At 66.2% G+C, this 16250-nt stretch carries 15 protein-coding genes; 5 read left to right on the top strand and 10 right to left on the bottom strand.

Annotated elements, in window-relative coordinates; translation table 11 throughout:
* Nucleotides 1-359 precede the first annotated feature (359 nt).
* Nucleotides 360-1409: a purine-nucleoside phosphorylase gene (locus ACK59X_RS00410; protein ID WP_409954476.1), complete on the bottom strand. Its 1050-nt coding sequence runs from the start codon at nucleotides 1407-1409 to the stop codon at nucleotides 360-362.
* A gap of 175 nt (nucleotides 1410-1584) precedes the next feature.
* On the opposite strand from ACK59X_RS00410, the gene ACK59X_RS00405 reads away from it, so the two are divergent.
* The 4 genes from ACK59X_RS00405 to ACK59X_RS00390 all read left to right on the top strand — a co-directional run bounded on the left by ACK59X_RS00405 (nucleotide 1585) and on the right by ACK59X_RS00390 (nucleotide 7834).
* Nucleotides 1585-2271 (top strand): TetR family transcriptional regulator, encoded by a 687-nt coding sequence (locus ACK59X_RS00405; RefSeq protein ID WP_409954475.1) that lies wholly within the window; start codon nucleotides 1585-1587, stop codon nucleotides 2269-2271.
* A 114-nt stretch (nucleotides 2272-2385) separates the two neighbouring features.
* Nucleotides 2386-4260: a hypothetical protein gene (locus ACK59X_RS00400; RefSeq protein ID WP_409954474.1), complete on the top strand. Its 1875-nt coding sequence runs from the start codon at nucleotides 2386-2388 to the stop codon at nucleotides 4258-4260.
* Nucleotides 4260-5663 carry a hypothetical protein gene (locus ACK59X_RS00395; RefSeq protein ID WP_409954473.1) on the top strand — a complete coding sequence of 468 codons (1404 nt, stop codon included), beginning with the start codon at nucleotides 4260-4262 and terminating at the stop codon, nucleotides 5661-5663. The genes ACK59X_RS00400 and ACK59X_RS00395 overlap by 1 nt, the downstream gene beginning before the upstream one ends.
* A 98-nt stretch (nucleotides 5664-5761) precedes the next feature.
* Complete coding sequence (locus ACK59X_RS00390; RefSeq protein WP_409954472.1) at nucleotides 5762-7834, top strand: UvrD-helicase domain-containing protein; 2073 nt, start codon at nucleotides 5762-5764, stop codon at nucleotides 7832-7834.
* 29 nt (nucleotides 7835-7863) lie between these two features.
* Here the strand turns inward: ACK59X_RS00390 and ACK59X_RS00385 are convergent, their stop codons facing one another.
* The 3 genes from ACK59X_RS00385 to ACK59X_RS00375 form a co-directional block, all read right to left on the bottom strand.
* The gene (locus ACK59X_RS00385) at nucleotides 7864-8841 is read right to left on the bottom strand and encodes a Bug family tripartite tricarboxylate transporter substrate binding protein (RefSeq protein WP_409954471.1); all 978 of its coding nucleotides are present in this window, start codon (nucleotides 8839-8841) and stop codon (nucleotides 7864-7866) included.
* An 80-nt stretch (nucleotides 8842-8921) separates the two neighbouring features.
* A complete protein-coding gene (locus tag ACK59X_RS00380) occupies nucleotides 8922-10289 on the bottom strand; it encodes an amidase (protein ID WP_409954545.1) in 1368 nt (455 codons plus the stop codon).
* A 17-nt stretch (nucleotides 10290-10306) separates the two neighbouring features.
* A complete protein-coding gene (locus ACK59X_RS00375; protein ID WP_409954470.1) occupies nucleotides 10307-10993 on the bottom strand; it encodes a DUF2848 domain-containing protein in 687 nt (228 codons plus the stop codon).
* A gap of 77 nt (nucleotides 10994-11070) precedes the next feature.
* Between ACK59X_RS00375 and ACK59X_RS00370 the strand changes: the two genes are divergently transcribed.
* A complete protein-coding gene (locus ACK59X_RS00370; protein ID WP_409954469.1) occupies nucleotides 11071-11406 on the top strand; it encodes a hypothetical protein in 336 nt (111 codons plus the stop codon).
* 261 nt (nucleotides 11407-11667) lie between these two features.
* On the opposite strand, the gene ACK59X_RS00365 is transcribed toward ACK59X_RS00370, so the two are convergent.
* From ACK59X_RS00365 to ACK59X_RS00340, 6 genes are all read right to left on the bottom strand, one after another.
* Complete coding sequence (locus ACK59X_RS00365) at nucleotides 11668-12585, bottom strand: LysR family transcriptional regulator (RefSeq protein WP_409954468.1); 918 nt, start codon at nucleotides 12583-12585, stop codon at nucleotides 11668-11670.
* Between the two features lie 101 nt (nucleotides 12586-12686).
* The gene (locus ACK59X_RS00360; protein ID WP_409954467.1) at nucleotides 12687-13337 is read right to left on the bottom strand and encodes a hypothetical protein; all 651 of its coding nucleotides are present in this window, start codon (nucleotides 13335-13337) and stop codon (nucleotides 12687-12689) included.
* Between the two features lie 136 nt (nucleotides 13338-13473).
* Nucleotides 13474-14304: a phosphonate ABC transporter, permease protein PhnE gene (gene phnE, locus ACK59X_RS00355; protein ID WP_409954466.1), complete on the bottom strand. Its 831-nt coding sequence runs from the start codon at nucleotides 14302-14304 to the stop codon at nucleotides 13474-13476.
* Nucleotides 14297-15094 carry a phosphonate ABC transporter, permease protein PhnE gene (gene phnE, locus ACK59X_RS00350; protein ID WP_409954465.1) on the bottom strand — a complete coding sequence of 266 codons (798 nt, stop codon included), beginning with the start codon at nucleotides 15092-15094 and terminating at the stop codon, nucleotides 14297-14299. Before phnE (ACK59X_RS00350) ends, phnE (ACK59X_RS00355) begins: the two co-directional genes overlap by 8 nt.
* Entirely contained in the window at nucleotides 15091-15885 is a 795-nt protein-coding gene (gene phnC, locus ACK59X_RS00345) for a phosphonate ABC transporter ATP-binding protein (RefSeq protein ID WP_409954464.1), read from the bottom strand. Before phnC ends, phnE (ACK59X_RS00350) begins: the two co-directional genes overlap by 4 nt.
* A gap of 5 nt (nucleotides 15886-15890) precedes the next feature.
* Nucleotides 15891-16250 (bottom strand): PhnD/SsuA/transferrin family substrate-binding protein (locus ACK59X_RS00340; protein WP_409954463.1); only part of this gene is annotated, 360 nt, incomplete at its 5' end.

Raw genomic sequence — 16250 nt, 5'->3', positions numbered from 1 at the left:
TCACAGATCCATGATCCGCGATCAATATGGTATGAGATGACCAATGCATTTTTCAGGTCAGTTCTGACCCGATTACCAAGTGATGGAACTGCGCTAACGAAACGCCCACCGACACAAGTGGGCGTTGTCTCGGGATCTATATACCGGCTATTGAATGTCGTAGACCCGCTTGTAGCGATGGCTGTTCAGCATTTTTTACCCCGGCTCTCGGCGGTGCTTCGAAGGCCCTTCGGGTTGCCCGGAGTGGGTGTGAACAGGCCCTGCTGGCCAGAAAACACACGCCTACGCGCGATCGCAAGCGCCGTTCAATCCAATGCCTGGCACGGCCAACACAGATACATGGCGAGCAGCTTGGTTGCCTACCGCGCCGGCACCCCACCCCGCCACTGCCCCCAATTCCGCACGATGTGGTCTACCACCCGCGTGCCCACCAGCGCCACGTTCTCCACCGTCTCCGCAAAGCCGCCAGCCGTTTCGCCCGGCGCAGGGTCCAGATGCTGCAGCGTGGTTTCGTTCGGGTTGCCCTGGTCAAAATTGACCGCGCCGCGCAGGCTCATGATCCGGTCGGTGCCGTGGGTGCGCTTGACCACCAGGGCGATGGCGGCGGCTTCCATTTCGGTGATGACGTAGTCATCCGCGCCATAGAGCTTGGCGATGTACTGGGCCTGGCGGGACATGCCGGGGCCGTGGAAGAAGGTGTCGCCGGTCATGTGGGTGCCGCTGGTGACGGCGGGGCTGCGACGGGCCGCTGTGTCGGGGTAGCGCAGGCGGTAGGTACGGGCGCTGTCCGAGTCCTTGAGGGGCACGTCCACCGTGAGGTTCATGGCCCAGTCCACCAGCAGCGGGTTCAGCTGAAAGCGGCGGTATTCCTCGTAGCCCTTGCGCGGCATGAAGGTGGGCGCGCCGGGGGTGTTCTCTTCAGGCGCCCAGCGGTGGCCCAGGTCGTAGTCCACCAGCCAGGTGCCCCAGCTCACATCGGCAATGGTGCCGCGCTGCGGCGGCGTGCCGGCCACGCCGGAGATCACGTAGTACGACTGCGCGAAGTCGAACTTCGGGTTGAGCAGAATGGCCTGCATGGACGACGACGAGTTGACCTTGCCCATGCCCAGCACGGCGCCGCACACGCCGTCGGCGTTGCAGTACACCGGGCCCAGTGCGCCGGGCACGGTGATGGGGGTGGCGTCTTTCCAGTAGCGCTCGTACCAGTGCTGGAACTCGCCCGCACGGTCGCCGGTGTTCTTGCCGATCTCGAACATGGCGGCGACGAAGACCTTGACGCGGATGGGCGCGGTGCTGGTGGTGGTGGTGGTTGCCGAGGGTGCGGTGGAGCAGCCGGCGATGGACACGGCTGCGGCCAGGGCCAGCAGCAGCCTGCGCGCGGGTTGGAAGGAGTGGAGGAAAGAGAGCATCGAAGGCACCTTGGCTAGGAAGAGTACGAACACGGCCATGCATTGCCTGGCACAGGCCAGCAGCATCGCAAGATGCACGCCATTTTGCGCTTGGTGGAGGGATCGCTACACAAATGCAATGCATTGAGGGCCAACCCTAATGCACATGAATTAATTCAAGTGCATTATTCACCCAATGACGCCAGCACTTGTCTCGCCTGCCGACGACTCATCGTCGCTCGCCCCCTCCCCCGCCGACCCGCAAGCCACCCGCACCCGCCTGATCGAAGAGGCCATGCGGCTCATGGCCCGCGAGGGCATGAATGCGGTGTCGCTGCGCCGCATCGTGATCGCGGCGGGGGCGCAGAACCCTTCGGCCTTGCACTACCACTTTGGCGGGCGCGATGAGCTGATCGAAGCGATCACCAACTTCCTGCAGCAGTGGCTGGAGCCGCGGGCCTGCGCGCGGCTGCAGGCCTTGGCCGACCAGCCGGGCTACACCGTGCGCGATGTGGTGGAAGCAGCCTTCGGCCCCGTGATCGCCATGCTGAGCGAGCCCGCGCTGGGACGCGATGCGGTCAACTTCATCGGCCGGCTGGGGTGGGACTATGGCGAGAAGGGGCAGGAGATCTCGGCCGCCCTGCACCGCCGCACGCTCGAATTGACGCTGGCGCGGCTGCAGGCGCTGATGCCTGGTGTGGGGCGCGAGACGATTCAGTTTCGCCTGCTGCTGACCATGAACGCCGTGTACTACGGCATCTCGTACCGCAGCTACATGCGGCGCTCGCCGTTCGGGGCGATGGAGTTGGCGGCCAAGGGCGATGAAGAGCGCCAGCAAGCCGAGTTCCTGGACTACCTCGTGGCGGGGTTGAGCGGCCCTTAGCCCCCTGAACAACCTGTGACGAATCACGCGTGTGCATTGCCTGGGCAATGCACCTGCAGCGCCAGCCTGCGCCCATTTTTCCTTTTTCACCCAACAACCACTGTGGAGACAACGATGACGAAGACAAGCCAGAAACACAACAGCACCACCCGCATGCCCCTGCGCCGCACCCTGCTCAGCCTGGGCCTGGCCGCAGCCCTCACCGCCTGCGGTGGTGGCGGGCAGACGCTGGTGGATGGCGGTGCCACCACCACGGGCGAGTTCACCATCAGCACGCACGAGCTGGCCAGCCGCGCCAAGGCGGCGCGCACGCCGGGCACGGCAGGCGTCACGGTGGCGGCGGGCAGCAAGCTGGCCACACAGTTCGGCGCGGCGGGGCCGGACCTGAACCGGGTGCGCTACACACGCTATGGGCTGGCGGCCAATGCAGGCAAGCCGGTGGATGCGGTGCTGGTGGCGATGCCGGGCACGCTGGCGGCGTCGCACAGCTACCTCATCCTGGCCGAGAACCTGGTGCGCCGCATGTGGGCCGACCACAAGGCCGTTGTGGAGGTGTGGGGGGTGGACCGCCGCTCCGTGGCGCTGCAGGACATGGAGGGCCTGCAGATCGCAGAGCGCGAGCGCGATGCGGCACTGGGCCTGAACTTCTTGTACGGTGGCGAGCTGGGGCTGCCGCTGCCGGCCAAACTGGGCCGGCGCGCGGTGTTCCATGAGAGCCGCGAAATTCCCTTCCTCGCGGACTGGACGCCGCAGGTGCATTCCACGGACCTGGACGCGGTGGTGACCGCGGCGCACACGGTGGCGCGCGATGGCAATGTGTTTTTGGGCGGGCACTCGGCGGGCACGGGCTTTGTGGCGCGCTATGCGGCCACGGACTTCAACCTCTCGGGCACGGGGCCCGCGCAGCCTGGGTATGCCAAGCTCAAGGGGCTGGTGCTGTTCGAGGGGCCGGGCGGCGCGCTGGCAACGAGCGCGCCCACGGCGGCGCAGCTCGATGCGGTGGAGCGCGCGGCCGATGGCGGGCTGTATGCGGCGGTGGCTTCGGGGGCGGAGCCGGGCTTTGTGTCGCGCCCCGGCCTTACGCCACGCGTGAGCGCATCGACCGAGATCGCGGGCATGCAGATGGCCTTTGAGGGCACGATCAACGGCACACAGGCGCTGCTGCAGGCGGACCAGGGGGGCGTGGCGGGCAACAACGTCTACAACCGGGTGGCGGACTTCACCAAGCGCGATTTCCCCGTGACGGCGGGCGCGGCCATCGGCACCTTCATGGACGATGACAACCTGCAGCGCACGGTGTTCTATTCCGTATCGATGGGCGCCCTGGGCCCGGCGCGGGCCGACGGCCTGCGCACCTGGCTGGACAATACCGACCCGCTGCCCGCCAGCGCGTTGCGCGACTTCGGCCCGCAGCCGGCCACGCTGGTGGCCAACCCGCCCGCCTGGGGCAAGGAGGTGGAGCCCACCAACCTCAAGCGCATGTCGCGTGCGCTGTACCTGGGCAACACCACCTACAGCGACTGGTACTACCCCAGCTCGGGCCTGCTGCTGGGCAATGCCGAGGGCAGCGGCGGCGCCAACCTGGGGCTGGATACCAGCGCGCTGTCGCTGCCCGTGGCCCAGGGCGGGCGCGGCCGGGCCGACATCGTGAACCAGACGCAGGCACGCAAGATCAACATTCCCGTCATCGCGTTTGGCGGCACCAATGGCCTGACACCCGTGGCCGGCATCTGGCGCGGCTTTGCCGAGGCCATTGCGCCCTGCGCCGCGCCCAGTTGCAAGGCCGGCGTGGCGCGCACCCCCGCAGGCCAGGCCACGCTGGTGGCCAACCGCCAGTACGGCGGGGTGGACGGCGGCTTCGAGGTGCACATGAGCGAGGGCTATTCGCACGTGGACATCGTGACGGCCGATGACGATGCGACCAACAACGTGGTGCGGCCGCTGGCGGCCTTCATGCAGCGCAACCTGAGCGCGGGGGGTGGCAAGTGATGCGGGGCACGCACAACAACCGCTGGCGCGGCATGGGGGCCGCCCTTTCGCTTGGCACGCTGATGGCCGTGTCGGCCTGCGGCGGGTCCGACGACAGCGCGGCGCCGCTGGTCTACGACTGCAAAGGCGCCGTGCGGCACGAGTCGCCCGCGCCGGGCTCCGACGCGTGGAAGCAGCGCGACGCGGACAACATGGCATGCGCGCGCGAGCGCACCGACGACTTCGCGCAGCAGCCCGAGGCGCTGTTCAGCGCCGGCAAGCTGCCCGCGCTGGACGCCTACCGCACACCGGCGCTGCATGCCAACACGCGCTTTCGGTTTGCCGAGGCCACGGCCCCCGGCCGGCTGGGCAAGCCGGTGGCGGTGGAGATCTACCGCCCCTGCACCGCTGGCACCTGCACGGGCCTGCCGGCCACGCTCAAGCCCTTCGAAGGGCCCTATCCCGCGGTGGTGATCGTGCATGGCGGCGGCAGCAGCAAGCGGCTGCACCGCTCTGCCAGCCAGACGCTGGCCGAGGCAGGGTACATGACCATCGCGCTGGACACCACGGCCGCCATCGGCACGCACGGGCCGGACACGCAGGACGTGGTGGACTGGGTGTTCTCCACCCCCGCCGCGCCGCGGGCGGACGGCAGCTACTTCCCTTTCTGGAACCAGCTGGACGCACGCATGGTAGGCATTGCAGGGCATTCGCAGGGTGCCAGCACGGCGAGCCTGATCGGGCAGACGGACCGGCGCCTTTCCGCCATCGTGGCGTGGGACAACCTCACCACCATCCGCAGCGGCTGGGTGGACAAGATCGGCATCGACCCACCGGCGAACGTGGCGATCCGCACGCCGGCGCTGGGCTTCGGGGCGGACTACAACTTCACCATTGCTCCGTATGCCGAAGCACCCGAGCCCGCCAAGGTCAACACACAGGGCGGCCGGGGCCGGGGCGCCGAGCCCCACCCCAAGGATCTGGGCTACCAGGAGCTGCGCGGCGCCGGGGTGGACAGCATGCTGCTGGTGCTGCGCGCAGCCACGCACCTGGACTTCTCGCTCTTTGGCGGGCCGGCCAGCCGGTATGGCGAAAGCGCCATCAACTACTACACGCTGGCCTGGTTCGACCGGTACCTGAAGGGCGCGCACGATACCGCCATGGCGCACAACGCCTTTGCGCGGCTCACGGCGGCAACGTTCGACGACTCGGCCGACCGGCACAACATCAGCCAAGGCCTTTACGACAAGGCAGCGGCCACGGCGGCAGGATCGGTCTACAAGGGCAACCTGCCCTACCTGGTGAGGGGCACCCCCACGCGCGACCGCATGTCGTTCTACTTCCAATCGCGCTGCGCGATCACCCGGCCGGGCGGCACGGAGCGGGTGGAGTCGCAGGACATGCGGGCCACGGGGTGCCGGTGAGCGCATAGGCCGAAGGGCCTGTACCGCCGCAGGGGTTTGCGGCAAGGGGCTGTGGCCCCAGTCGGGGACAATGGCGCCCTGCCCCGTCCAACGCCTCCATGCCTGCTCCACGCTCTCCCGCCGCCGCTTCTTCGTCCCCCCGCAGCTGGTCCCACGCCCGCATCACGGCCACGGCCGAGCAGCGGCGCGTGCTCGACTCCGTGGCGCCAGCCATCATCATCAGCGCGCTGGCGGGCACGGGCAAGACGACCACGCTGTGCATGAAGGCCTGCAACCTGTTGCTGCGGCAGGCGGCGGGCACGCCGGGGGCGGCGCCCATCCTGTTTTTGGCGTACTCGCGCGCCGGGGTCACGGCCATCCGTGACCGCATGCTGCAGTTGCACGGCGCCGTGCCGCGCAGCATGGAGGTGCTGACCATGGAGCAGTTGTGCGAGCAGGTGCTCAAGGAACAGGGCGACCCCGTGGAGAAGCTCGACGACCCGGTGCGGCGGCGCTTTCTGATCCTGCAGGCGCAGCAGGCCCTGCGGCTGGAGCTGGAGCGCAGCGGCGGTGGCGGCGGTGATGGCATCGACGACGACCTGCTGGGGCAGAACGTGGACATCGACGCCTTTCTGGCGTTCGAGGCGCTGGCCAAGAAGAGGCTGCTGGACCAGGCGGTGGAGGACTCGGTCCAGGACCTCGCCGCCTTCTGCGCGGACCAGGACCTCGACTACGGCCTGTACCGCATCTACGGCCAGTACGAGCGCATGCGCGTGGGCATGAACCACGAGCCGCGCTTTTATGCCGAGGGCGATTGCACATTCGAGCTGTGCCGCCAACTGGGCGCGCTGGACTGGGACCAGCCGTTTGAATGGCTGCAGGAGCGCTACAGCGCCGTGCTGTTCGACGAGCTGCACGACCTGGACGAGGGCGCGCTGGCGGTGCTGCGCAAGCTGGTGCAGGGCGGCAATGGCTTTTTCGTGGGTGCGGGGGATTTCAACCAGCACATCCACGAGGGCTCGTTTTCGGTGTTCGGCGGCGGCATGGAGCGGGTGCGCGAGTGCCTTCCGGCCGACACCGAGGTGCTGCAGATCAACACCACGCGCCGCTTTGGCGCGGAGATCTGCGCGGCGCTGAACCCCTTGTTCGGCGTGGAGTTCGCGCCGGTGCCGGACAGCTCCGACGCCTTTGCCCACCTGGCCTATGACAGCGATGAGCAGTGCGCGCAGCAACTGGTGGACCTGCACACCCAGATCGTGGACGGCTGGGGCGCACTGCAGGGCGAGAAAGGCCAGCACAGCTCGCTGAATGTGGTGCTGCGCAACCCGCAGGACAGCATCCTGCTCGAATGGGTGTTCGGCCACGAGGGCGTGCACTACGGTTGCCAGGGCATGGCCCCTTTCTACCTGCGCCGCGAGGTGGCGCTGGCCCTGGTGCTGATGTGGGCCCTGCTGGGCGACGACGGTGAGCGGCACCTGACGCCCGGCATCGTGGGCGCGGCGGTGGAGGGCCTGCTGCACTACGGCCGCCGCGCCCCGCGCAACGACACGGTGGACCCGGATGTGCTGGCCCAGGGCCAGTTCGACAGCGCGGCCTGGGCCGGCCTGCCCGGCGCCGACGAGGGCAGCAAGCTGGCGGCCACGCTGCACGGCAGCGCCGCGCGCATGCGCCGCTACATCGCGCACGGCACGATGAACCCGACCGCCCCCGAGCTGGCCGATGCCTGCGCGAAGACCTTGGCGCTGGAACCTGCCGCGCGGGCGGCGGTGCTTGCCGATGCCGGCGCGTTCTGCACCCACCCGCTGGTGCGCAGCATCTTTGCCGATGCGCCCATCAACGGGCAGGAGCGCAGCGCCTGCATGGCCAGCCTGGAGGCCCTGGCCCGCCTGGCGCACGGCCTGCCGGTGGCAGAGCTGCTGGGCCGCCTGACGCTGCTGGCAACGGCCAGCATTGCCATGCACCAGTCCAGGGAGCCCATCAGCCTGCGCCTGCTGAGCGTGGAAGCCTGCAAGGGCCGCGAGTTCACCTTTGTCGCCGTGCCCTTCGTGGAGCGCGGGCGCTTTCCCGGCCCCGCGTCGCACCAGGAGGCTTACCGCGAGCGCAACATGCTCTACGTGGCAACCACGCGGGCGCGGGCGGCGCTGTGGGTGCTGGAGAGTGCGGCCAAGCCGGTGTGGCCGGGGCCGGTTTAGGGCCTGGCTTGGCAGTCAACCGCCCAAGCTTATTGAGGCGTGATGTTGTAGTCCTTCACGATCTTTGCGTAGAAATCGTAGTCCTGGCGCACAAAGGAAGAGAAGCCACTGACCGAGCCTCCGGTAATCCCCAAGCTGATGTCGGCAATCTGCTTCTTCATATCCGAGGTGTTGAGAATTTTCTGAACTTCCTGGTTCAGCTTGGTGACGATGGCCGGTGGCGTGCCCGCAGGTGCCGCCAACCCCACCCAGGCGACGTACTTGTAGTTCGCTACACCGGCTTCCGCCAGCGTCGGCACGTCTGGCAACGTGGACAAGCGCTTGTCACCGGTCACCGCCAGCGCTCTGAGCTTGCCACTTTTGGCGACGGGGACCGCAGTGGGAGACGTCTCGAACATCAGGTCGATATGACCGGCCAAAAGGTCGGCCTGGGCAGGTGCGCCGCCTTTGTAGGCAATGCTGAGCATGTCGGTGCCGGTCATCCGCATGAACATCTGGGCAGAGATATCCTGCGGGCCGCCGACGCCGGAGTTTCCAACGGTCAGCTTGCCGGGGTTGGCCTTTGCGTAAGCCACCAGTTCTGCCACGTTCTTGAACGACCACTTCGGATGAACGATCAACACGTTCGGCTGATCGGCAATGTGGATGATCGGCGCGATGTCCTTCAAAGGGTCATACGGAAGCTTGGCGTAGATGTGCTTGCTGGAGGTCAACCCGGCATGGGCCAGAAGGAGGGTGTAGCCATCATTGGGCGCCTTGGCAACATAGTCGATGCCGATGTTTCCACTGGCTCCGGGCCGGTTGTCCACCACAACGGGCTGGCCCAAATTCTCGGACAGCTTTTGGCCCACGATGCGGGCGACCATGTCGTTGCTTCCGCCGGGTGGATATGCGACGACCAGCTTGATCGGTTTGGAGGGGTAGGCGTCCTGAGCGTTCGCTGTGGGTGCCATGCAGGCAATACCTGCGATCACAAGCGCAATGGGGAGGTGAAAGATGGTCTTCATAAATGGCTCCTGAGAGTTGACTTTCTTGGTGCAAGGGGGATAGGTCGGCAGGGGGGCGTTTTTCGATGCAGCGTCCTCCCTCAGTGCAAGACTGCTTCGATGGATGCAGCCCAGTCCAGGACCGCTGCATCGCCCAAGGGCGGCCCCGCCAGGCTGAGCCCCACAGGAGCGGCACCGGGCTGGTGACAGGGCAGGGAGATCGCACAACCGTCCATGAAGTTGACGATGGACGGATTGCGCAGCATCAGCGCGTTGGATTCGAAATACATCGCTTCGTTGGCGACCAGGTCTGCAATGCCGGGAGCGATCGTCGGCACGGTAGGCATCAGCCAGCCATCGAATCCGCCAAAGCGCGCCGCGATTCGGCGCTGCCAGTCGGCGCGCTTGGCCAGCAGATCGATGTACGCCTGCGCGGAGATGTCACGACCGCGCAGGATGCGGGACAGCACGCGCGGGTCGTAGCTTGCGGCACGGCGGTCGATCAGCTGGGCATGCCAGGCCCAGGACTCTGCGGCACTGAAGCCACCAGCAGCGTTGATGTGGGCCAGCTCGCTGAATTCGGGCACGTCCAGGTCGACCACTTGCGCCCCCGCAGCCGAGATCCGGTCCAATGCGTGCCGAAACGCGCAGGCCACCGCCGCGTCCATTCCGTCCTGCACCAGGGTCGTGGGCACTGCAAAGCGGGCCTGCTTCAAGGAGGGTGTACGGTGTGTACGGGGTGTGGGGGACGCGCCGGAAAGTACCGCGTCCACCACGGCGCAGCCCTGCACGTCGGCGGCGAGCACGCCCACCGTGTCGAGCGCCGGCGACAGAGGAACAAGGCCTTCGGCCGGGATGCGCCGCGCCGTGGGCTTGAACCCGGTAATGCCACACAGCGCGGCTGGAATGCGCGCCGAGCCGCCCGTGTCACTGCCGACACTTGCCACGCACATGCCGTCTGTGACGGCGACCGCCGCACCCGAAGAAGAACCACCGGGAATGCGTTGTTCATGCCGACGCCAGGGGTTCGCCGGTGTCCCGTGATGGGGGTTGATGCCCAGGCCGGAATAGGCAAACTCGGTCATGTTCGTCTTGCCCACCAGGACGGCGCCGGAGGCCAGCAAGCGCTGCACGACCGCAGCATCGCGCTCGGCCGCAGGGGCGTCGTGCAACACGACGGAGCCCGCCAGCGTGCGCGTCCCTGCCACGTCGAACAAATCCTTGATCGAGATGGGAACGCCTTCCAGCGGCGAGCGCTTTTGGCCCGCCGAACGCATGCTGTCGCTGACCTGCGCCATGCGCAACGCGCGTTCTGCGAACACCTGGGTGAAGGTACGCGCACCTTCTCCCGCCGGGTCGGCGATGTGATCCAGCGCCGATTCCGTCAGCGTGAGCGAACTGGTCTGGCCATCGTCCATGCCCGTACGGGCACCGTGAAGGGTGAGGGTGGGGTGTGGTCGTTGAGACATCGCGATGCCCTTGGCTATCAGGCGATGACGGGCAGTGCCGTGCATCGGTAGGCATGCGTGATGCGACGGTCCAGGCGGGCATCGAGCAGTTCCATCCGGAACCTGGAGGAAGGCCGAACGCCGCCAATGGCGCCCAAGGTGCCGCAACTCATGGCAAAGCCTTCCGCTGGCGGCGGATTGCTGGCCCCGTAACGCGCCAGCAGGTCCGCAGGATCGCGCAGCGCAGCCAGCGTACCTTCCTGGTACAGGCGGAACTCACCGGCTTCCTCAATCCACGAGCGCAACACCAGATCGTCCCAGTGGTCTTGCACGTCGGCCAGGCGCCACGCGTTGCGCGCCACCGGCTTCGGACAGATCTGCTTGGAAAGCGCAACGCTGTGGGCTTCGAGTGTCCGGTCCGTGTGGTCTGACGACAGCGACACGAAGTATTCGCCTGCGTGGAAGAAGAGGAACGGTTCCGCTTCGCCCGAGGTTCCATCGCCCACCACTTGCACGGCATCGGCCTGGCTCAACTGGCTGGCGGCCACCCGGTAGAAAAGCGGTACCGCACTGGGACGTGGTACGCCAATCGCTTCAAGCTCATGGATGTGGTGCTCGACGGCATGTGCGTCGCGACCTGTCCAGCCGGCAACGACCAGACAGTTGAACTCGACTTCGAGACGTCGATGGGCATCCCGCCCCGGGAAATCAAAGGAAAGAGGCATGGTCAGGGTTTCTCTTTTAGAGATCAAACAAGAAGGGGCGACCGGGTGTCGAACGTTCGATCTCCTGCGCGAATTGCATGGAGTTTTCGATGCGGCCATTCGATGCGACGCAAGCGCTGGGCAAGTCCCAACGGGCTGCCGTCAACACGCTTGCATGCGTGACCAACGAGAGGAGAAGCCCGGCGGCCGATGCGCAACACATCGCGGCAGTCTTCCCACCAAAGCTTCGAGCCATGAACGTCTCCTCGTTGTTGAGGCTGCAATGGTCGCAGTCGACATGGCGATGGCAAAACGGATTAATTCAATCGGCACCCATCAACGAAACTTCAGCAGTTCCGTGGTCCCAGGGACTGGCCCGCAAGCGCACGAGTGGCTTCTTCGGACCTGCATCGTCGCCTGCGCTGCCGAAGTGAGGTGCCAGCCCGACCATGGCCCCAATAGCCCTGTGGAGCCCGTGATCACCACCCGTGAAAGGCTTTGCCGTGACGCGCCATCACGCCTCGGAAGAGCGCATGAATGCGGGCTTGGTACTTCACGTCAAGAAGGTGCAATCCAGCCATCGAGTTGGCGAGACTCCTCCCGGATCGGACCGCGACCAGGCGCTTGGGCATGCTGTGCCCAGAGGCGTTCAAACCTGTCACCAAAGCTTGGCGTGTGGCGCAGGAGGCCTGAATTCAGGGTGGCGTCGCGAGGGCATTGCGCGTCGACTGCGAGAAGCGGGTCGCATGTTGCAGTGCGCCCTCCACGACCACGTCTATCGCTGCCCAGGTGGCATCACGCCGGTAGCTCAGAACGAGTTCGAGCGGGCGCAGGACGATGCTGGAAGCGACTTGCACCAGTTCACCACGCGCTACTTCGTCCTGCGTTACCGCGGGCGGCAATGTCGCCACGCCGAAGCCCTGCCGTGCGAGTTGCCGAAGCACGGAGATGGCCGTGACGCAATGCACCTGCCGCACCTTCTCGCCCGCAGTTTCCATGTCCCGCAGCACGTTGGCGTGCGGCTGCGACCCGCGGGTGAAAGTGATCACCGGCAGGTCCAGCACCTGCTCCCACGGTGACTCGCCGATGGCCAGCGCGGCCTGCGGTCCGGCAAACCAGGCCATGGTCATCGCACCGAGGCTTCGGTTGACGATGTGTTCTTCGACCACGGCATCGGTCTGCAATGCGACATCCAGGCTGCCGCGCAGCAGATGGGCGTGCAGGTGCGACGTCGGCTCGATGGTCAGTTCGAGCGACAGCCGAGGGTGGGTGACAGCCAGCTCACGGACCATCGGTACGAGCCAGGAATGCGCGATCGATTCGATGCACCCGACACGTACCATGCCTTCCGCCTCGGAGCGGCCGGTCACCGACGCCTTCAATTCGCGCTCCAGCCGCAAGATCTGCTCGGCCTGCGCCAATGCCGTTCGCCCACAATCGGTCAAGCGAACCTCGCGGCTGTCACGCTCGAACAGCTGGACGCCCAGCTCTTCCTCAAGCGCTGAGATACGGTTGGAAATTGCCGCTTGCGTGACGTGCAGCTTGTCCGCCGCCGCTCGGAAGCTGCGCAGACGGGCGACCCAGATCAAGGCATCCAGGAATCGAGTGTTCACGCTGACTCCTATCGTAGAGTGGACCCGCGACCTGCACCATGAACGGATGAAAAGCGCTTGCAGTCAGGCACGGCGTATCTCGTTCGGTCCGACGCGGGATGTCAATGCGGTGCTTGCACGAGATCAGCGGCGCGCACTTCGCGCATGAAATCGAAGGCATGGACTTGAGTGGAAGCCCCGAGGTCCAGGTTGCGCAGCATGGATATTACTTGTGCATGCGCTTCAGGCTGCAGAACGTCGGCAAACACCATTGGCGACAAGTTGCCGAAATCGCCACCAGGCAATGGTGTCGAGAGTTCGGCCACGGGCTCCAGCCAATGGAATCCAGCCACTCCCGCAAGCTTGCCCAGATTCGACAGGAGTTGGCCCTGCAGGTCGTGGGACAGGTTGGGCGGCAATTCAAGGAGTATGCCGCCTTGCCCCGTGCCAACTCCACCCACATGCGGCACGCTGCAGACCCGCCGCATGGTGTCGCGCATGCGGGTGAACACCTGCTGCGACCATTCGGTCTGGTTGCGGAATGCGAACTGGTACGCCGGTGATGAAAAGACATCCAGAGCGTCGGTACGGTACAGCGCCAGGTAGCGGCGCGGTCCCTGCCGGGAGCAGTAGCGTCGCGCCCACCGGAATCCGGGGATCAGAACGCGTTCGCGCAGATGCTCCGATTCATACCAGTGGTTCATGTCTGCCTCGTATTCGTGCTCTACGTTGGTCCAGATGAACAGCTCTCCGGGAAGTGAATTGATCTGCATGTGAGGAACTACAAATGGTGAGCGCCTGATGCTAGGCAGCGGCGTAGCCGATGCCAAACGAAGAATTCGATTCGCCAGCGATAGGAAAATCTTGTCGCGGCTGCGCCTCCCAAAGCAGGGATTCATTGGCCGTCGCTCACAGCACCTGCTTGCGGATCTGCACCACCACCACCTCCGCGATCAGCACCACCGCGAATATGGCGAGTAGCACCAGGGCAACGCGGTTCCAGTGGAAGAGGTTGAGCGCGGTGTCCAGCGCCATGCCGATGCCACCGGCGCCTACCAGCCCGAGCACGCCGGATTCGCGGATGTTGATGTCCCAGCGCAGCAGGGCGACCGACCAGAAGGCTGGCTTGATCTGCGGCCAGTAGCCGTACCAGACCTGTGCCAGCGTGGATGCACCCGCCGCCTGCAGCGCCTCGATCGGGCCGTGTGGCGTCTGTTCGATGGCTTCGGCAATGAGCTTGCCCACGAACCCCACCGAGCGCAGCGCAATGGCCAGCATGCCGGCCAGCGGCCCCGGCCCGAAGATGGCGACGAACAGCAGCGCCCACACCAGCGAGTTCACCGAGCGGCTCGAGACGAGCAGCACGCGGGCGATGAAGTTCAGCGCCCGGTTGCGCGTGAGGTTGGACGCCATTAGCAGCCCCAGCGGAATGGCCAGCGGCAGCGACAGCAGCGTGCCCAGTGTGGCCATGTGCAGCGTTTCCACCAGCGCAGCGTGGATGGTGTCGGGGTAGTGGCCCCAGTCCACCGGCCACATGCGGCTGAGCATGTCGCCCATCTGCTCGGGCGCGTCGTACAGGAACTCGGGAATCACCTCGACATGCCGCAGCGACTGGACCAGGGCCCAGACCATGAACAACCACAGCCCGTAGCGCAGCAGGCGCTGCGTGAACGAGTGCTGCTGCCACGTGCCGCTGCTGGCGGCGGCTAGGGGAAAAGGAGTAGCGGTGGTATCAGACATCGAGCGCCTTCCGGGCAGCGTTGACCAGCAATTCGCCCACCACGATGATGCAGACGATGGTGGCGAGGATGGTGAAGACGAAGTCGTAGTCGAAGCGCTGGAAGGCCGCGAACAGCGTACCGCCGATGCCGCCGGCACCCACGATGCCCACCATGGTGGAGTTGCGCAGGTTGGAGTCGAGCTGGTAGGTGGAGAAGCCGACAAAGCGGCTCATCACCTGCGGCAGCACACCGAACAGCACCACGTTCATGAACGATGCCCCGGTGGCGCGCACGGCCTCCACCTGCTTGGGCGAGATCTCCTCGATGGCATCGGCAAACAGCTTGCCGACGAAACCGATGGTGCCGACCACGAGCGCCAGGATGCCGGCCAGCGGGCCAAAGCCCACCGCCTTGACGAACAGGATGGCCTTGATCACCGGGTGCAGCGACCGGCACAGCGCGATGAAGCCCCGCGTGACGGTGCGCACCGGGCCCGGCACCATGTTGCCCGCGGCCAGCAGGCCGATGGGCAGGCTCAGCGCCACGCCAATGGCCGTGGCCAGCACCGCAATTTGCAGGCTCTCGCGGATGCCGCTCCAAAGAATGTCCATGCGCCCGAGCTCGGGCGGGAACATGCGCGCCAGGAAGCGGGCGCCCTGCGCCACGCCGTGCAGCAGCCGCTCCTGCGTGAGGTCGATCTGGCCCAGCACATACGCGGTGTACAGCAGTACCGCCAGCCAGCAGAGCTTTTCAGCCGTGCTCCAGGCAAACGCCTTCTGCGCCGGTGCAGCGCTCGTCAGGGGGTTCATTGCTGCCACGCGCGTCCCCCGTAGATCGTGTCCAGGTGGTCGCCGTTGAGGCCCGAAGGTGGGCCGTCGTAAACCACTTCGCCGCCCGTCATGCCGATGACGCGGTCGGCATGGCGCCGGGCGAGCTCCACGTCGTGGATGTTGACCACCACCGGGATGTTGTTGCGCTGCCCCTGCTCGCGCAGCAACTGGATGATCTCGACCGAGGTCTTGGGGTCGAGCGATGAGGTGGGCTCGTCGGCCAGCATCACGCTGGGGCGCTGCATCAGCGCGCGGGCAATGCCAACGCGCTGGCGCTGGCCACCGCTGAGCGCGTCCGCACGCTGGTTGGCGAAGGCTCCGAGCCCCACGGTGGCCAGCAGTTCGTGGGCACGTTCGAAGTCTTCGCGCGGGAATTTCCGGCGAAACGCCTTCCAGGCCGACACGTAGCCGAGCCGCCCGGTCAGCAGGTTCTCCATCACGCTCAGGCGCTCGACCAGGTTGTATTCCTGGAACACCATGCCGATGTGGCGGCGGCTGCGCCGCAGCGCGCCGCCCTTGAGGCGCGCCATGTCCAGCCGCTGCCCGGCCACGCTCAGCCAGATTTCACCCGCGCTGGGATCGACCAGCCGGTTGATGCAGCGGATGAGCGTCGACTTGCCCGTGCCCGAAGGCCCGATGATGGCCGTGAGGCCCGTGCCGTCGATGTCCAGGTTGATGTCCTTGAGCACCGGGTGGCCGGGCTTGTACGCCTTGGCCAGATGCCGTATCTGGAGCGATCCGGGCTTGATGGGAGTGTCGGTGTGCAGCATGGTGGTCACTTCTTGCCCTTGGCCGCTTCTTTTTCGTAGGCCGAGCGGTTGAAGCTTTCGCCAGCGGCCGTGGCCACGTCGCGCACGATGGCGAAGTCCTTGAGGTAGGTGGACGGGATGAACTTCACGTCGCCTTCGAACGCCTTCGTCATCTCGGGCGTGAAGGTGTAGTTCATGAAGCAGCCCACCAGCTTGTCGCGCAACTCGGGGGCGAGGTCATGCGCGTAGGCAAACGAGGTGGTGGGGAACGGGTCGCTGGTATAGAGGATCTTGAAGTCGGCCATCTTGATCGTGCCGCGTGCGGCCATGCGGTTGAACACGTTGGCCGCCACCGCTGCGCTTTCGTAGTCGCGGCTCGCCACGCC

Origin of the sequence: Acidovorax sp. (assembly GCF_046339755.1) — a bacterium.
Lineage (GTDB): Bacteria > Pseudomonadota > Gammaproteobacteria > Burkholderiales > Burkholderiaceae_C > Acidovorax.
The sequence above is the reverse complement of the archived record's forward strand: the minus strand, read 5'-3'. Positions and strand labels throughout refer to the sequence as shown.

Excerpts from the sequence above, each read along its gene's own strand:
- ACK59X_RS00370 (WP_409954469.1), top strand. The coding sequence starts at position 11,071 with ATGGAGTTTTCGATGCGGCCATTCGATGCGACGCAAGCGCTGGGCAAG.
- phnE (WP_409954465.1), bottom strand. The coding sequence starts at position 15,094 with ATGAACCCCCTGACGAGCGCTGCACCGGCGCAGAAGGCGTTTGCCTGG.
- ACK59X_RS00390 (WP_409954472.1), top strand. The coding sequence starts at position 5,762 with ATGCCTGCTCCACGCTCTCCCGCCGCCGCTTCTTCGTCCCCCCGCAGC.
- ACK59X_RS00405 (WP_409954475.1), top strand. The coding sequence starts at position 1,585 with ATGACGCCAGCACTTGTCTCGCCTGCCGACGACTCATCGTCGCTCGCC.
- ACK59X_RS00375 (WP_409954470.1), bottom strand. The coding sequence starts at position 10,993 with ATGCCTCTTTCCTTTGATTTCCCGGGGCGGGATGCCCATCGACGTCTC.
- ACK59X_RS00360 (WP_409954467.1), bottom strand. The coding sequence starts at position 13,337 with ATGCAGATCAATTCACTTCCCGGAGAGCTGTTCATCTGGACCAACGTA.
- phnE (WP_409954466.1), bottom strand. The coding sequence starts at position 14,304 with ATGTCTGATACCACCGCTACTCCTTTTCCCCTAGCCGCCGCCAGCAGC.
- ACK59X_RS00385 (WP_409954471.1), bottom strand. The coding sequence starts at position 8,841 with ATGAAGACCATCTTTCACCTCCCCATTGCGCTTGTGATCGCAGGTATT.
- ACK59X_RS00380 (WP_409954545.1), bottom strand. The coding sequence starts at position 10,289 with ATGTCTCAACGACCACACCCCACCCTCACCCTTCACGGTGCCCGTACG.
- ACK59X_RS00410 (WP_409954476.1), bottom strand. The coding sequence starts at position 1,409 with ATGCTCTCTTTCCTCCACTCCTTCCAACCCGCGCGCAGGCTGCTGCTG.
- ACK59X_RS00395 (WP_409954473.1), top strand. The coding sequence starts at position 4,260 with ATGCGGGGCACGCACAACAACCGCTGGCGCGGCATGGGGGCCGCCCTT.
- phnC (WP_409954464.1), bottom strand. The coding sequence starts at position 15,885 with ATGCTGCACACCGACACTCCCATCAAGCCCGGATCGCTCCAGATACGG.
- ACK59X_RS00400 (WP_409954474.1), top strand. The coding sequence starts at position 2,386 with ATGACGAAGACAAGCCAGAAACACAACAGCACCACCCGCATGCCCCTG.